Here is a 15,724-nt window from a genome sequence, read left to right as displayed (position 1 = left end):
TCCTTTTTTTTTTCCCCCCCCCCCCCCCCCCCCCCCGGAGCCGTTCGGTGACGGGAACATGACAGCCGGATTGATGGTGGCCAGGTCGCGACTCGCGGCCGCGTACAGACCCGTCAGCACATTCATCGAGCGCACCGCATGCTGCAGTTTCGCGGTGACGTCTGCCAGCTCCGTCAGGTTGGACGTGAGCATCTGACGACGCAGCGCGGCATAGCGATCCGTGATCTCACGCCCTTTGTCGGTCACCCGGAACACCGCCGACGTGCCGGATTTGGTGCGTTCGAGCAGCCCCATGGTCACCAGCTTGCGCAGGTTGTACTGCAGATTGGGCAGGTCCTCACGGTTGGTCAGCTGCGCGATGGTCGCGGTGTCCTTCGGCCGTTCCTGCATCCGCACCACATGCATGGCGACCACCTCGTTGACGGTCAGATCGAGGTCGCCGGCCACCTGCATCGCATGCACCGCGAACCGCTGGAATTCGCCGTCGACCTGTAACAGGGCGAATTCGAATGCGGTCATCGCCTCTTCGTAACCGTCCTGGGCGAGGTGCCAACGGCGTTCCGGCTCAAGGGGTTGCGGCTGGCCGGCACCTACGCCTTTGTCCGCCGGCACGTCACTAGCGCTCATCGTCCTCCACTCAACACGTCACAGGATCGGACCGCAACGTGGACCATTGTTAATTTATTGAATCTCTATTGATTCTCCATCGATAATCAGTAGTGTGATTGCAGACACGTGATCGTGTCCAGCCTTCCGGACCACACCTTCGCCGATCCGGATGCCTCACCAATCTCGACCGCGCCCGACGGCGCGGAGCCATATCCCATGGAGGTCATTGATGTCCGTCGATAGCCACAGCGGCAATTCGTCCGCGGTAACCAGGCACTACGCCCCGTACGTCCAGGCAGATTGGGGCTACGCAAACCACTGGTACCCCGCATTGTTCTCCGACGAACTCGCGGACGGCGGCCTCAAAGGCATCACCATCGGTGGCCACGACATCGCACTGCGCCGCTCAGCCGGCAGGGTGTACGCCCTCTCGGACCGGTGCATCCACCGTGGCGTCAAGCTGTCCGCAAAGCCGATGTGCCTGTCCGAAGGGACCGTCAGCTGCTGGTACCACGGCTACACCTACGACGTGTCGGACGGAAAGCTGACGACAATCGTTGGCAATCCAGAGGATTCGCTCATCGGGCGGGTGGGTGTGCGCACCTATCCCGTCGAAGAGGTCAACGGGATGATCTTCGTGTTCGTCGGCGATGCCGACTACGGAACCCCGCCGCCGCTCACGTCCGACCTGCCGGCGCACGTCACCAACGACCCCAACGACACACCGGTGCCCCACTTGACCGACGAGGGCATCGTCATCCGCGGGATTCACCGGAAACTGGTCGGCAACTGGCGACTGGCGGCCGAGAACGGCTTGGACCCCGGCCATCTGCTGGTGCACTGGGACAACCAGATCCTCGTCGCGCTCGATCGCGCGCTGCCGCTGGGTGTCAACGCGCTGTCCAACGAGGCCACCGAGGAGATCGACATCCCGGACGGCCCGAAGGGCGTCATGAATCGGTACGACCGGCCGGATCTATACCAGCCGGTGCTGGAGAACCCCAAGGTCGACATCAAGTCCCGTGGGACCGTGCCGCACTACTTCCGCACATCGCTCTGGGTTCCCGGCACGTTGATGGTCGAGCACTGGCCGATCACCGATCACGTCCAGTACGAGTTCTACGTCCCGATCGACGACCACCATCACGAGTACTGGGAAGTGGTGGCCACCCGCGTCGCCGACGACGATGCCCGCAAGGAGTTCGAGTTCAAATACGAGCACTTCTTCAAACCCCTTGCGCTCGAAGGCTTCAACAACAGCGACGTGTTCGCGCGGGAAGCGACGGAGGAGCACTACACCCGCTTCGACGGGTGGAACAACGAGGTGCTCTGCGACATGGACTACTCGATCGTCGCCTGGCGCAAGTTGGCCGCCCGGCATCCACGGGGCTTCTTCGAGTCCCCCTACCAGGACGAGGACTAGGAGATGACCATCCTGGCAAGCGAGCAGCCACCCGACGCCGACGCCGTGGCGCGCACCCATTGCGTACGACTGCATTACACCGACACGAGCAAGGAAATCCTGGTGCCCGAAGGGCAATCAGTGCTCGATGCGGCGTCCGCCACCGGCGTCCGGCTGGCAAGCCAGTGCGGCATCGGCACCTGCGGTACATGTGTCGGCCGGGTCCGCGACGGGGCGCTCGTCATGCCCGACAACCGGATCTACCCGCTCAGCGACGACGAGATGGCCGACGGCATGCGCCTGCTCTGTCAGGCACGGGCGGTAGCCGATACCGAGGTCGAGTTGGATTATCCGGCTTCGGTATTCGACGAGTATCCACTGCGGCAGGCCACGGCCAAGGTCACCGGTCTGCAGCAGCTCGCAGAAACCGTTGTCGAGCTCACGGTGCGACTGCCCAAGCAGGTGTCGTTCGCCTTCCGGCCTGGGCAGTATGCCCGGCTCCGGGTTCCGGGAACCGGGGAGTGGCGGTCGTATTCGATGGCCTCGGGTGAACGGCAGAAGCGCCAGCTCACCTTCACCATCAGGCTCCTGCCCGCCGGCACGATGTCGGACTACCTGCGCGACCGCGCCACGATCGGCGAGCAGATCGATGTCGAGGGCCCGTTGGGGTCGTTCGGTCTGGCCTCCGACGCCGGCCCGGTATTGATGCTGGCCGGCGGCACCGGCCTAGCGCCGATGCTGTCGATGCTCGACAAACTCCAATTGGCTCGTGGCAAGAAACCGATCCGGTTGATCTTCGGCTGCACCAGAACCCGCGACCTGTTCCATCTCGACGAGCTCGAGGGCCGGGCCAGCTTCATGCCGAACCTGTCGGTGCGGGTGACGGCCGACGAGCCCCACCAGCAGCCTGGGGTCCTGGTCGGCAATCCGGTGAGTGTCCTGACCCCCGACGACGTCAGCGACCCGGCGACATCGGCGTATCTGTGTGGTCCGCCCGCCATGATCGACGCCGCGTTCACCCGCTTACAGGAGCTCGGTCTGCCGCGCGCCAATATCCACACCGAGCAATTTCTTCCCAGCTGAAAAATCCTTGTTCACAAAGTGATTGGAACAACAATGAGCATTGCGCGGCTCGGCGCCTTCGCCGTCACCGTCGCTGATATCGACGCCTGGCATCATCTGCTCGTCGACCTGCTCGAGCTGGACGTGCGTCCCCGCACGTCGCCACAGGACCCCCTGCTGGTCCGGCTCGACGATCGGCACCACCGGATCGCGCTGTACCCCGGATCGACCGACGAGATCCGGCGGGTCACCTGGGAGGTCGATACACCCGCCGAATTGCATCGGCTCGCCGAGGCAGTCGCCGCCGAGAACATCGCGGTCGGCTGGGTCGGAGATGACACCCCTGAGCCCCCAAAGGCGCAGTCGGGCTTCCGATTCGACGACCCCGACGGTTTCCGGACCGAAGTGGTGGTCGGGCCGGTATCCGAGCTATCCCCCGTCATCCAGGGCGGTGTGATCAGCGGCTTCGTCACCGGCGATCTGGGGCTCGGTCATGTCGTCTACATGTGCCGGGACTATCCGGCCGCGGTGGACTTCTACACCCGGGTGCTCGGTTTCGAACTGACCGACTACATCGTCTGGGACGGCGCGGATGCGACCTTCCTACACTGCAATCCGCGCCACCACAGCGTGGCATTGATGAACGAGTGCTTCGGATTCCGCGGCGGCGACTTCAACCACCTCATGATCGAAACCGCGACTCTCGACGATGTCGGCCGGGCCTACGACCGCATCTGCGGTGCGGGCGTCGACCTCAAGATGACGCTGGGTCGCCACACCAACGACGGTGTCACCTCGTTCTACCTCGCCACCCCTTCGGGGTTCGGGATCGAGATCGGCTGGGGTGGCGATGTGGTCGGTGACGACTGGGTGGTCAAGACCTACGATGCCCCGGCCCGCTGGGGCCACGTCGTCCAGCGGGCCGGCTGATGCTCAGCGCACCCGCGCCGACGACGGCGGCTGCCACCGTGCAGCGATATCTGGATCGGATCAGCCTGCGCGACAACCTGATCCATGCTTGGGCCCACCTGGACCCCGAGCTGGCACACGCGCAAGCCCGGGCCCGCGACGCCGAGCCACCGCGCACGGCTCTGCATGGCGTGCCGGTCGGGATCAAAGACATCATCGACACCGCTGATCAGCCCACCGCCTATGGCAGCGAGTTGTGGGCGGGCCATCGCCCGGTGCGGGACGCCGACGTGATCGCACGGCTGCGCGATGCCGGGGCGGTGATCCTGGGCAAGACAGCCACGACCGAGTTCGCCACCTACCGGCCGTGCGCCACCCGCAACCCGCACAATCCCGGCCATACTCCGGGCGGTTCGTCCAGCGGGTCCGCGGCGGCCGTGGCCGACGGGCAGGTCCCGATCGCACTCGGCACCCAGACCGCGGGCTCAGTGCTGCGACCAGGGTCCTACTGCGGCGTGTTCACGCTGAAGCCGACCTACGGCCGCTGGCCGTTCGACGGTGTGCTGCCGGTGGCCTTGAGTTTCGACACCGTGGGCGCGTTCGCGCGCCACCCGGCCTGGCTCGGCGAATTGGACGCCGTCCTCACCCACCGGCACGCCACGACGACCCTGCCGTCCACCGATCGGCTTCGGGTCGGCGTGCTGCGGCCGCCGTGGAGCGACCGGGCCACCCCGTCGGCGTCCATTGCGCTGGAACGCTTCATCTCCGGGCTCGCAGAATTGGGCGCCCACGTCAGCGACATCGACGTCCCCGGCGCCCTCACAGACCTCGACGCCGGTCACACGCTCATCATGGCCGCCGAGGCGGCGCACGCGCTATCCCCCCGCCTGCACCGCGAAGGTCACGGCCAGGCCAGCGCCCAGCTGACCGAATTCCTGGCCATGGGCCGGGCGGCGACTCCCAACAACATTCAGCAGGCGCGCGCGGTGGTCCAGGACTGCACCCGGTTCGTGTCGGCGGCGCTGCAGAATGTCGACGTACTCGTCACGTTGGCGGCCACCGGCGAGGCCCCGGAAGGCCTGACCAGCACCGGCGATCCGGTATTCAACAAGCTCGCCAGTGTGACCGGGCTGCCCGCGGTCGGCCTGCCGATCGAAGCCGGGGCCGCTGGGCTACCGCTGGGCGTGCAACTCATCGCACCGCCGCAAGCCGACCACGCCCTGGTCCGGATCGCCACCTGCCTGACCGACCGCGCCGGCCTCACCGCGCGTTGCGCACTACCCGAGGAACAGTGATGACCAGCTCCGTAACCGACACCCGTCGCGCCATGTACCAAGCCGTGTGTGATCGGTTGAATCCAGACCGATTTCGCGACCTCCTGGTCAATCTGATCAACATTCACAGCCCGACCGGACTGGAACGCCCGGCGTCGGAGTTCATGGCCGGCTACCTGCGCGACACCGTTGGCATCGCAGCCGGCTACCAGCCGATGAACGAGCACAGCGGCAACGCATTCGGTGAACGGCTCGGCACCGGCGAGGGCAGCAGGCTGCTGCTGTACGCGCCCATCGACACGCACATCGATCCCGAGTCCGACGTCCCCTGGGTCGGGCCTCGCCTGCGCCCGGACATGCTGCCCGAGGCCCGCGTCGACGGGGATCTGGTGATCGGCTTGGGCGCCTCGAATCCCAAGTGCATGGTGGCCGGGCTGACCGAGGTCACCCATGCGGTCATCGAGTCGGGAATCCCGTTGATCGGCGATCTGGCAATCGGTTTCGCCGGCGGTGGCATGCCCGTCAGCATGAGTGGTCGGGACCAGGCGGGAATGAGCAACGGAATTTTCCATCTGCTCACCCACGGCGCCATGCCCGATCACGCGATCGTCTTCAAACCGTGGTGGGCGGTGTTTCCCGAAGAGCCGGGCATGTGCTGGTTCAAGGTCTCTGTGCGGGGTACCTACGGTTACGCCGGAATTGCCAGGGGCACACCGGGTTTCCGATCATCGATCGTCCCGGCTGCCACAGTGATCCAGCGCATCGAGGCGTGGCTGCCGCAGTACACCGCCCGCAACACCGCGGGCACCACGATCCCCGAAGGCTGGATTTCAGCGGTCCGCTCCGGCTCCCCCGACAAACCGGCTTTCCCATCTGCCACCACTGAGATCTACCTCGACGTGCGCGTCAACCCCCGAACCACCCCGGGTGAGGTGCGCCACCAGTTCGCCCAGCTGATCGCGGAAATCCGGGCTGCCGAACCGGACCTCGAGCTCGACTGGGAGATGTACGGCTCGTTGCCCGGCGGCATGACCGATCCCGACAACTGGATCATCCAATCCTGCAGGCGCGGTTGGGAAGAAGTCGAAGGCCAGCCCTACGAATCGACGCCACTGCTCGGTGGGCAGACCGACGGCACCCTCATCCGCCGTCTCGGCGTGCCCACCGCCCGGATCGGCTACCCCTGGCCACCGGCCGCCGCCCCCGCCGAACTCAACGAGGGACTCGGCGGGATGGGCGTCGCATCGGTCAATGACGTCATGACCGCCGTCCGCGCGGTCGCCTACGCGGTCGTCGACACCCTGACCCGCACCCGAGAGGAACTCGACCTGTGACACTGCACCGCAAGATCCTCAACATCGTGCCGGTCCCGGTGCCGCAACAGGCAGTCGACGCGTTCGCGGCGCAGATTCCGGCCGAAGCGGTGTTCCCCGGCTTCGAGAATGTCTTCGTCGCCGTCCGCGCCGGGGGCACGACCCTCGACAGCGCGTACGAGACCACCCTCGCCGACGCTTTCGTGCTGGACGCCGGATGCCGCGCCGAGGAACAGGGCTATGCCGCGGTGTGTGTCAACTCGATGAGTGACTCGGCACTGGCGGCGCTGCGTTCCCGGCTGAGCATTCCGGTGGTCGCCCCGAATCAAGCGTCGATGCTGGCGGCCGCGCTCTTGGGCAAGAAGTTCTCCGTCATCACCATGTGGCCACAATGGCACGAGCTCTACCACAAGGCAGCGCGCGAGCACGGGCTCACGGCCCGCCTGGCGTCGGTTCGCGATGTGGGCGTCGCACCCAATGCCAGCGAATTGCTCGCCGGCAAAGAGGATTTCATCTTCGAGGCGCTGCAGGCCCAAGCCCGGGCTGCCATTGATGAAGACGGTGCCGACGTGATCATTCTGGGCTCCACCACCATGCACCAATCCCACGCCTATCTGGAGAAAGCCCTCGACGTCCCGGTGATCAATCCGGGCGTCATCGCCTACAAGATGTGCGAACTGCTCGTGCTGACCGGGCTGACCCACAGCAAGCGGGCCTATCCGCCGCCGGCGCTCATCCAGGACGACCTACTCACGGCCGTCACCCCAGCCCTGTCGTAACACCCCAATCAGGAGAACATCATGTCGACGGACAACCCAGAGATCGGCCGCACCCGGGACACCTGCGGCTACGACACCAACTATCACGACGTGGGCGACGGTGCGCCCGTGCTGCTGCTGCACGGGTCCGGTGCCGGAGTATCCGCGTGGGCCAACTGGCGCGGGCTGATCCCGGTACTGGCGCAGGATTTCCGGGTCATCGCGCCGGATCTCGTCGGGTTCGGCTATACCGAGGTCCCGGATACCTTGCAGTTCACCATCTTCGACACCTGGATCGACCAGATCCTCGCACTACTGGACGGCTTGGGCGTCGAGAAGACCCACATCGTGGGCAACTCGTTCGGCGGCGGGCTGGCACTGCATCTGGCGACCAGGCATCCTGACCGGCTCGACCGGATCACCCTGATGGGTGCCGGCGGGGTGGCGATGCCGCTGAGCGACGAGCTCGACCAACTCTGGGGTTACACCCCATCGGTCGCCAACATGAAGAAGATCATGGACATCATGGCTTTCGACCGGTCGCTGGTGACCGACGAACTCGCCGAATTGCGGTACCGGGCCACCATCCGCCCCGGCGCCCAAGAGGCTTTCGAAAAGGTCTTCCCGCCGCCACGGCAGCGTTGGCTGGACGCGCAGATCGTGCCGGATGAGGCATTGGCCGGCATCGGCCACGAGGTCCTGATCCTGCATGGCCGCGAAGACCGCGTGGTCCCCGTGCAGGCTTCGTGGCATATGTTCGAGCAGATCCCCAACGCCCAGCTACACGTCTTCGGTCGGTGTGGACACTGGACCCAGATCGAGCACGCGCAGCGGTTCCAGCAGCTGGTGGCCGCATTCCTGCGGGAAGCCGAATGACGGCCCGCACAGGGTTTGCCGACCGGTTGCTGGCCGCCTACGCCGATCGCACGCCGATCCCCCGGATCACCGCGGCCGCGCCCGACCTCACCATCGACGACGCGTATGCGATTCAGCAGCACCAGGTTTCGGCGTGGACGCAGGCCGGGGACCCGGTCCGTGGCCACAAGGTGGGCCTGACCTCCAAGGCCATGCAGTCCCAGCTCGGCGTCGACTGCCCTGACTATGGCCAGCTGACCGCGTCGATGTTCCTGCCCGAGGGCGCCCCCATCGCCGTCGACCGATTCCTGCAGCCACGGGTGGAACCCGAGATCGCCTTCGTGATGGGCCGTCGCCTGGCCGGACCGGGTGTCACGGTGGCCGACGCGGCGCGCGCGGTCGATGTCGTCATGCCCGCGTTGGAGATCATCGACTCCAGGATCCGGGATTGGGATATCCGCCTGATCGACACGATCGCCGACAATGCCTCATCAGGTGGCGTGGTGCTCGGCGGCACGGCACGCCGGCTCGACGAACTGGATCTGCGCTTGATGGGCGTGCTGGTGCACCGCAACGGAGAACTGGTGGCGACCGGCGCCGGTGCGGCGGTCTTGGGTTCTCCACTCAACGCGCTGGCCTGGCTGGCCAACGTCCTCGGCGCTCGCGGTGTGGCGATCGAGGAGGGCGACACCGTCATCCCCGGCTCCATGACGTCGGCACTACCAGTCCGGGCCGGCGACAGCTTTCATGTCGAATTCGCCGAACTCGGCAGCGTCACAGCACATTTCGCCGCCGCATGAGCGCTCCGGCACCTACAGGAGAAACTATGTCCACAATTTCTGCCGCCATCGTCGGCCCCGGCAACATCGGTACCGACCTGCTGGCCAAGCTGGCGCACAGTGACCGGATCACCGTGCGTTACATGGTCGGTGTCGATGCCACATCGGATGGGCTGGCACGCGCCGCCGCCCGTGGGGTCGCCACCTCGGCCGGCGGCGTCGACTGGTTGCTCGACCAGGATGAGCTGCCCGACATCGTGTTCGAGGCCACCTCGGCGAAGGCCCACTCCGCCAACGCGCCCCGCTACGCCGAGGCAGGCATCCGTGCCGTCGACCTCACCCCTGCAGCGATCGGGCCGTTCGTCTGCCCGCCAGTGAATCTCGACGTCAACGCTGCGGCGCCCAACGTCAACATGATCACCTGCGGCGGCCAGGCCACGATTCCCATCGTCCACGCGGTGAACCGGGTGACCCCGGTCAGTTACGCCGAGATCGTCGCATCAATCTCATCGCGGTCGGCCGGCCCCGGAACCCGGGCCAACATCGATGAATTCACCGAGACCACCGCACGGGCCATCGAGGACGTCGGCGGCGCGGCCCGCGGCCGGGCGATCATCGTCATCAACCCGGTCGAACCGCCGATGATCATGCGCGACACCGTTTTCTGCGCCGTGGATCCCGATGTCGACCGCGACCGGATCGCCGAGTCGATCCACGACATGGTCGCCGCGGTCACCACTTACGTGCCCGGGTACGCACTCAAAGCCGACCCTCAGTTCGACGACCCGCGGCCCGATTGGAACGGAAAGGCCCGGGTGACGACACTTCTGGAAGTACATGGCGCGGGCGACTATCTGCCGCCCTACGCGGGCAACCTCGACATCATGACGGCAGCTGCCGCCGAGGCCGGCGAGCGAATCGCCGCGTCACTGCTGGCCGCACGAGATCAGTTGGTAGCACGATGAGCAATTGGGACACCGGGGCACGCGAGGTACGCCTCGTCGACACCACGCTGCGCGACGGCAGCCACGCGATGGCGCACCGCTTCACCGTCGCACAGGTCCGCGACACCGTGGCCGCCCTCGATGCGGCCGGGGTGTCGATGATCGAGGTGACCCACGGCGACGGGCTCGGCGGGTCGACCTTCAATTACGGCTTCTCCCTGGTCGACGAAACCGAACTCATCTCCGCAGCGGTGGACCAGGCCCGCCGGGCCAAGATCGCGGTGTTGTTGCTGCCCGGACTGGGCACCGTCAAGGATCTCCAGGTCGCCCACGATCTGGGGGCGAGCGCGGTGCGGATCGCTACGCACTGCACCGAGGCCGACATCGCCATCCAGCACTTCGGCGCCGCGCGCGACCTGGGCCTGGAGACCGTCGGTTTCCTGATGCTCTCGCACATGTCGAGCCCGGAGCAGCTGGCCCGCCAGGCCAGGATCATGGCCGACGCCGGCTGCCAATGCGTGTACGTGGTGGACTCGGCAGGTGCGCTGATCCTCGACGACGTCGCCGACCGCGTCTCGGCTCTGGTCACGGAGTTGGGCGCGGACGCCGAAGTCGGATACCACGGCCATCAGAATCTCAGCCTGGGCGTCGCCAACTCGGTGCTCGCCTATCGCGCCGGCGCGCGCCAGATCGACGGGTCACTGGTCGCCCTCGGTGCCGGGGCGGGCAACTCCCCCACCGAGGTCCTGGCCACGGTGTTCGAGCGGCTGGGCATCGTCACCGGAGTCGACAAGGACCAGCTGCTGGCGGCCGCCGAAGATGTTGTCAAACCGTATATTTCACGGCTCCCGGTGATGGATCGGGCCTCGATCGTACAGGGCTTCGCCGGGGTCTACTCGAGTTTCCTGCTGCACGCCGAACGAGCCGCAGGACGCTACGGAGTTCCCGCCCACGAAATCCTCTACCGCGTCGGAGAACGTCGGTACGTCGGCGGTCAGGAGGACATGATCATCGACATCGCGATCGACCTCCAGCGCGAACGAAGCCAATCCCACACCGCCACTTCAGAACTCAGCCCCGTCTAGATACGATATAAGGACCACCCAGATGAAGATCGCCATCATCGGCGCTGGCGTCGCCGGCCTGTGCTCCGCCAAACTGCTGACCGAATTCGGTTTCGAAGTAACCGTTTTCGACAAGGTCCCCGATATCGGCGGCGTGTGGAGCCACACCCGGCTGTACCCGGGAGTGACCACGCAGAACGGGAAGGACACCTATGCCTTTTCGGACTTCCCGATGCCGAAGTCATATCCGGAGTGGCCGGCCGGAGCCCAGGTGCAGCAGTACCTCGCCGCCTACGCCCGCCACTTCGACCTCGAGCGGCTGGTCCGGTTGAACACCGAGGTAGTCTCGGCCGACCTCGACGAGGCAGCGGGGCGGTGGACGTTGACCACCCGCGATCTCGTCACCGGGACAGTCGAGCAAAGCGATTTCGATCAGCTGATCGTGGCCACCGGAATCTTCTGCGACCCGTTCATTCCGGATTACCCGGGTATCGACGATTTCACCCGGGCCGGCGGACGCATCTGCGCCGCTACGGAATTCAACGACCTGCAGGACGCAGTGGACAAGGACATCGTCGTCATCGGCTATGGCAAGTCGTCGTGCGATATTGCCGAGGCACTCAGCGACGTGGCGCGGTCTACCACCGTCGCGGCCCGCGAGGTCACCTGGAAGATGCCCCGCAAGGTCGGTGGGGTGATCAACTACAAGTACGTGTTGCTGACCCGGCTCTCCGAGGGCCTGTTCGACCACCTCGACCAGCGCGGCTTCGCCCGCATCATCACCGGCCCCGGTCGGTTCGCCCGCAATGCCATGCTCGCCATGGTGGGACGGATCGCCCGGCACCAGTTGATGTTCGACCGCCTCGGCCTGGTGCCGGTGGGCCCGTTCGAAAGGATCGTGCGGCATGCGGTCAGCTTGGCCACCGAGGGCTTCTACGAGAAGATTCGCGACGGAGTCATCGACATGCGCCGCGGCGTGTCGATCGTCGGGCTCTACGACAAAGACGGCTCCCCGACGGTCGAGTTCTCCGACGGCACCACCCGCCGCGCGGACGCCGTCGTCTGCGCGACCGGCTACCAGCAGCGGACACCATTCCTGGCCGAGGAGCTGCAGGCGCGCATCACCGACGCGGACGGCAATTTCCAGCTGTACCGCCAGATTCTGCCTGTCGACGTCCCGCGCCTGTTCTTCGTCGGCTACGGGTCGTCGTTGCTGAGCCCGATCAGCGCCGAAGCCGCCGCGATCTGGGTGGTCAACTATCTGGCCGGGTACGCCGAGCTGCCGCCGGTCGAGCAGCAGCGCGCGTTCGCCGAGCGCCGACTGAAGTGGATGATCGAACGCACCGAGGGCAAGCATGCCCGCGGAACCAACATCATCCCGTTCTCCGTGCGCCAGATCGACGAAATCCTCGATGAGGCAGGCGTGAACGTCGGACGCTGGACCCAGTTACGTCAGTGGCTGCTACCGATCAGGCCAGCCGCCTACCGGGCCGCCACCCGAAAGCTGCACCGCCGGATCGACGGTAAGACAGGTTCCCGGCACAGCGAGCCGCGTGCTGCTACGTCCAGAACCTGACGCTTCCGCTTCACCACATAACTGGCTGCACCTGATAACTGACTGACGCACTGACGCCGCCTATGCGCGGCGCCAGCACTCGCGCGCACCCTTTTACTTCGAGCTAGGACGTCCCATGCCATCAATCCCCCACCGCCGGACCAGAACTCGACTCACGACCGCTCTGGTTGTGGCGGCATTGGCGCTGACCGCGTCGCCGGCCACGCTGATGAACCCTGTCGCCCAAGCCGACGATCAGCATTACGAAGAATTCTACACACCGCCGACACCGCTTCCCGGTGGCCGGCCGGGCGATCTCATCCGCACCGAACCGTCACCGCTGGTGCTCGAGCCCTCGGGTCAGCTCGGCGCGTTCGTGGGAACGGGTACGCGAATCATGTACCGCAGCACCGATGCTCAGGGCAAGCCGGTCGCCGTGACCGGCACCTACATCGAACCCGACGCCCCGTGGACGGGCAAGGGTCCGCGTCCGCTGATCGCGTACGCGACCGGGCCGCACGGGACAGGTGAACAATGTGCGCCGTCGCGACTGTTCAACCAGGGCATCCACTTCTCGCAGGGGTTCGACCTGATGTTCAACTACGAGGAGGGCTTCATCGCCACGCTGTTGGCCCGCGGCTTCGCCGTCGTGGTCACCGATGGCGTCGGCATGGGTGTCCATGGTTCGCAGTCACCGCAGTTCCTCAACAGGGTCGCGGCTGGTACGGCGATGCTCGACGCTGCCCGCGCGGCCATGAAACTCCCCGGCACGTCGCTGAATTCTCATGGGCCGGTGGCCTTCTGGGGCTGGGCATCCGGCGGACAGGCCTCGATGTCGGCCGCCGAACTGGCCGGCAGCTACGCACCCGAGCTTCGGGTCGTGGGCACCTACGCCGCGGGGGCCGTCACCGATATCGCGGCAGCGCTTCCGGCTATCGACGGCAACTTCCTGGCGGTGCTGACCGGATACATGTTGCGTGGCATCATCGCGTCCTACCCCCAAACCGAAGAGCCGCTGCGTAATTCGCTGACCCCGCGCGGCCTGGATATGCTGGATTGGAGCGGCCACACCTGCCTGGTCCAGGGCAGTGTCGATTACGCATTTCGGCACGTGCAGCCCTGGTTCAACACCGACCTGAACGACCTGATCGGCAACGATCCGATAAAGAGCCTGCTGGCAGCTCAACGCATCGGCAGCATCAAACCCGCCGGCCCGGTGCTCATCACTCACAACCGCTGGGATTCGCTCGCGCCGTATACGTCGGCCGTCGACACCGCGAACGACTGGTGTGCGAAGGGTGCTGACGTCACGTTCCGGATCAACGAAATGGCACCGTTCTTGAACAAGATGGCCACCACCAGCTTGTTACAGCCGTACGTCGACGGCGAACCGACCATGGACTGGCTCACCGACCGGTTCAACGGAGTGCCCACCGCGCCCAATTGCGGCGGCTTCTAGCCGGGGTCCTAGCCCGCCCGCGCTGCCGCGATCCGCTGCATATCGGCCATGCCCTGCTCCTGCGCATCGCGCATCCAGGCCGGCAGCGGAGCCCGCAATTCCGGCAGCACCTCGTTGTCGAGCAACCCCTGCAGCCTGGCCTGCTTTCTGCTGCGGCCCGCCTGGTTGTCGAGTTCCTTTGCACCCGAAGGTAATTCGTAGTCGTACAGCTCGTAGTCGATCTTGCGGGTGTGGTCCGCCTCCATGCCGCCGCGCTGCCAGTAGGAGTAGCGGCCGAACTTCGCATCGGGCGTCCGCACCGCGACGATGTGGCTGGGGGCCGACGTCGGAATCTCGGTGGACACCACACCGCCGCCGAACATCTTCCGCACCGCAGGCGATTTCATCAGCGTGGCCATCTCCTCCACCGACATGTCGTCGGTGGCGTGGACCACCCAAGGACGGCCCGCCGCACCGGGGTTCGCCGCGACGGCGGCGATGTCGCCGCGCGCCTGCAGGTAGGTGAACCGGCCGTCGGAGCGCCAGCCGTTGCCGCCGGCCGCAATGGTCAGCAGCAACGGCGCGATGTCCACGCTGGAAGTGAGCTGTCCGCGGCGCTCGCCGGGTTTGGGCGTCAGGTGGCCGGCGGGGTCGTGGATGTACAGCGGCACCCGGATCGATTCCTCGTAGATCGCCGCGCCCTTACCGCGCAGGCCGTGCGAGCCGGCATATTCCCCGTGGTCCGAGGTGAACACCACGATGGTGTCGCGCTCGACATCCGGGCGCGACGCCAGCGTGTCCAGCACCCGGCCGATCTGCACATCCACCTGTTGCTGCAGCCACAGGTAGTTGTCGAGGCAGCGAGCCCACTGCGCCGCCATCTCCGGACCGGAATACGGCACTGGGCCCGTCATGAGCGGCGACATGAAGTTCATGTAGTCGATCTGCAGCTGCGGCTTGCCGCGCCGGCGCAGGTCGTCGGCGTTCTCGAAATTGGCGGGCATCCCGGAGAACACATGCGGAACATCATCGGGCAGTGGGTTTCTCGGCCACCAGCAGATGTCGTGCGGGTTCACCAGGGACACGGTGGTGCACCACGGGCCGCTGCCGGCGTGGTCGGCGAACCACCCGTCGAACTGGTCGACGATGGTGTGGTCAACTTGCAGCCCCTGGTTCGGTCCGCCATTGGGCGAGGGATAGGTCCCACCCGAAAAGCCGTGCGCGTCAAGGCCGTCCGGGGTGGTATCGGCCATCTGGCCCAGGTGCCATTTGCCCCACCACCAGGTCCGGTAACCCTGCTCGCGAAGCATGGTGCCCCACGTCGGAAAGCGGGGCGCCAGGGTGGATTCGGTGGCCCCCTCGCCGGTGTACAGGCAGCCCGTCTGATGCGAGTACAGGCCGGTGGTCAGCACACCGCGCGACGGCGTGCACATGTTGGACGCGGAGTAGTGCGACTCGAAGGACACACTGCGCTGCCGCAGCCGGTCCAGGTTGGGCAGCAGTTCACCGAGCTTCGTGGCGTCGGGGAACCATTGGGGCGCGCGCATCTGGTCGACGACGATCACCAGGATGTTGGGCCTGCCTGCCGTATGGTCACGGCCCGTCCGGGACAGCAGCTGATAACCGCCCACGCCTGCCGCGGCCACCCCCGCTACCGCCGCCGTGCCCTTGAGAAGTGTCCGTCGGTCGATATCCGCCATGAGGCCAGACTAGGAGCGAATGCCGTGAGCGCGCTGAAAACACTGGTATCGGTCCCATGTCA

General features: G+C 66.1%; 13 protein-coding genes and 1 pseudogene. 12 read left to right on the top strand and 2 right to left on the bottom strand.

Going from position 1 to position 15,724, the window contains the following annotated elements; all coding sequences use genetic code 11:
* Positions 1-453, bottom strand: a pseudogene (locus AC3WTE_RS18710) (winged helix DNA-binding protein); the annotation flags it as partial.
* Between the two features lie 385 nt (positions 454-838).
* On the opposite strand from AC3WTE_RS18710, the gene AC3WTE_RS18705 reads away from it, so the two are divergent.
* The 12 genes from AC3WTE_RS18705 (at position 839) to AC3WTE_RS18650 (ending at position 13,983) form a co-directional block, all read left to right on the top strand.
* Complete coding sequence (locus AC3WTE_RS18705; protein WP_492439813.1) at positions 839-2,032, top strand: Rieske 2Fe-2S domain-containing protein; 1,194 nt, start codon at positions 839-841, stop codon at positions 2,030-2,032.
* Positions 2,033-2,035: 3 nt separating this feature from the next.
* Positions 2,036-3,094 (top strand): FAD-binding oxidoreductase, encoded by a 1,059-nt coding sequence (locus AC3WTE_RS18700; protein ID WP_492439811.1) that lies wholly within the window; start codon positions 2,036-2,038, stop codon positions 3,092-3,094.
* Between the two features lie 33 nt (positions 3,095-3,127).
* Entirely contained in the window at positions 3,128-4,003 is an 876-nt protein-coding gene (locus tag AC3WTE_RS18695; RefSeq protein WP_492439809.1) for a VOC family protein, read from the top strand.
* Positions 4,003-5,277: an amidase gene (locus AC3WTE_RS18690; RefSeq protein ID WP_492439808.1), complete on the top strand. Its 1,275-nt coding sequence runs from the start codon at positions 4,003-4,005 to the stop codon at positions 5,275-5,277. The genes AC3WTE_RS18695 and AC3WTE_RS18690 overlap by 1 nt, the downstream gene beginning before the upstream one ends.
* Positions 5,277-6,590: a M20 family metallopeptidase gene (locus tag AC3WTE_RS18685; protein ID WP_492439806.1), complete on the top strand. Its 1,314-nt coding sequence runs from the start codon at positions 5,277-5,279 to the stop codon at positions 6,588-6,590. The genes AC3WTE_RS18690 and AC3WTE_RS18685 overlap by 1 nt, the downstream gene beginning before the upstream one ends.
* Positions 6,587-7,348, top strand: a complete 762-nt coding sequence (locus AC3WTE_RS18680; protein ID WP_492439804.1) for an aspartate/glutamate racemase family protein — start codon at positions 6,587-6,589, stop codon at positions 7,346-7,348. Before AC3WTE_RS18685 ends, AC3WTE_RS18680 begins: the two co-directional genes overlap by 4 nt.
* A 21-nt stretch (positions 7,349-7,369) precedes the next feature.
* Positions 7,370-8,203: an alpha/beta fold hydrolase gene (locus tag AC3WTE_RS18675; protein WP_492439803.1), complete on the top strand. Its 834-nt coding sequence runs from the start codon at positions 7,370-7,372 to the stop codon at positions 8,201-8,203.
* Positions 8,200-8,982: a 2-keto-4-pentenoate hydratase gene (locus AC3WTE_RS18670; protein WP_492439801.1), complete on the top strand. Its 783-nt coding sequence runs from the start codon at positions 8,200-8,202 to the stop codon at positions 8,980-8,982. The genes AC3WTE_RS18675 and AC3WTE_RS18670 overlap by 4 nt, the downstream gene beginning before the upstream one ends.
* Before the next feature lie 26 nt (positions 8,983-9,008).
* Positions 9,009-9,926: an acetaldehyde dehydrogenase (acetylating) gene (locus AC3WTE_RS18665; RefSeq protein ID WP_492439799.1), complete on the top strand. Its 918-nt coding sequence runs from the start codon at positions 9,009-9,011 to the stop codon at positions 9,924-9,926.
* Positions 9,923-10,990: a 4-hydroxy-2-oxovalerate aldolase gene (dmpG, locus tag AC3WTE_RS18660; protein ID WP_492439797.1), complete on the top strand. Its 1,068-nt coding sequence runs from the start codon at positions 9,923-9,925 to the stop codon at positions 10,988-10,990. The genes AC3WTE_RS18665 and dmpG overlap by 4 nt, the downstream gene beginning before the upstream one ends.
* A 22-nt stretch (positions 10,991-11,012) precedes the next feature.
* On the top strand, positions 11,013-12,545 hold the full coding sequence (locus tag AC3WTE_RS18655) for a flavin-containing monooxygenase (RefSeq protein WP_492439796.1): 1,533 nt from the start codon (positions 11,013-11,015) through the stop codon (positions 12,543-12,545).
* A gap of 115 nt (positions 12,546-12,660) precedes the next feature.
* On the top strand, positions 12,661-13,983 hold the full coding sequence (locus tag AC3WTE_RS18650) for a lipase family protein (RefSeq protein ID WP_492439794.1): 1,323 nt from the start codon (positions 12,661-12,663) through the stop codon (positions 13,981-13,983).
* Positions 13,984-13,991: 8 nt separating this feature from the next.
* Here the strand turns inward: AC3WTE_RS18650 and AC3WTE_RS18645 are convergent, their stop codons facing one another.
* Entirely contained in the window at positions 13,992-15,662 is a 1,671-nt protein-coding gene (locus AC3WTE_RS18645) for a sulfatase-like hydrolase/transferase (protein ID WP_492439792.1), read from the bottom strand.
* Positions 15,663-15,724: the final 62 nt, after the last annotated feature.

Source organism: Mycobacterium sp. FW102-FHT13B02 (assembly GCF_058790275.1).
This window is presented reverse-complemented; position numbering and strand designations above follow the sequence as displayed.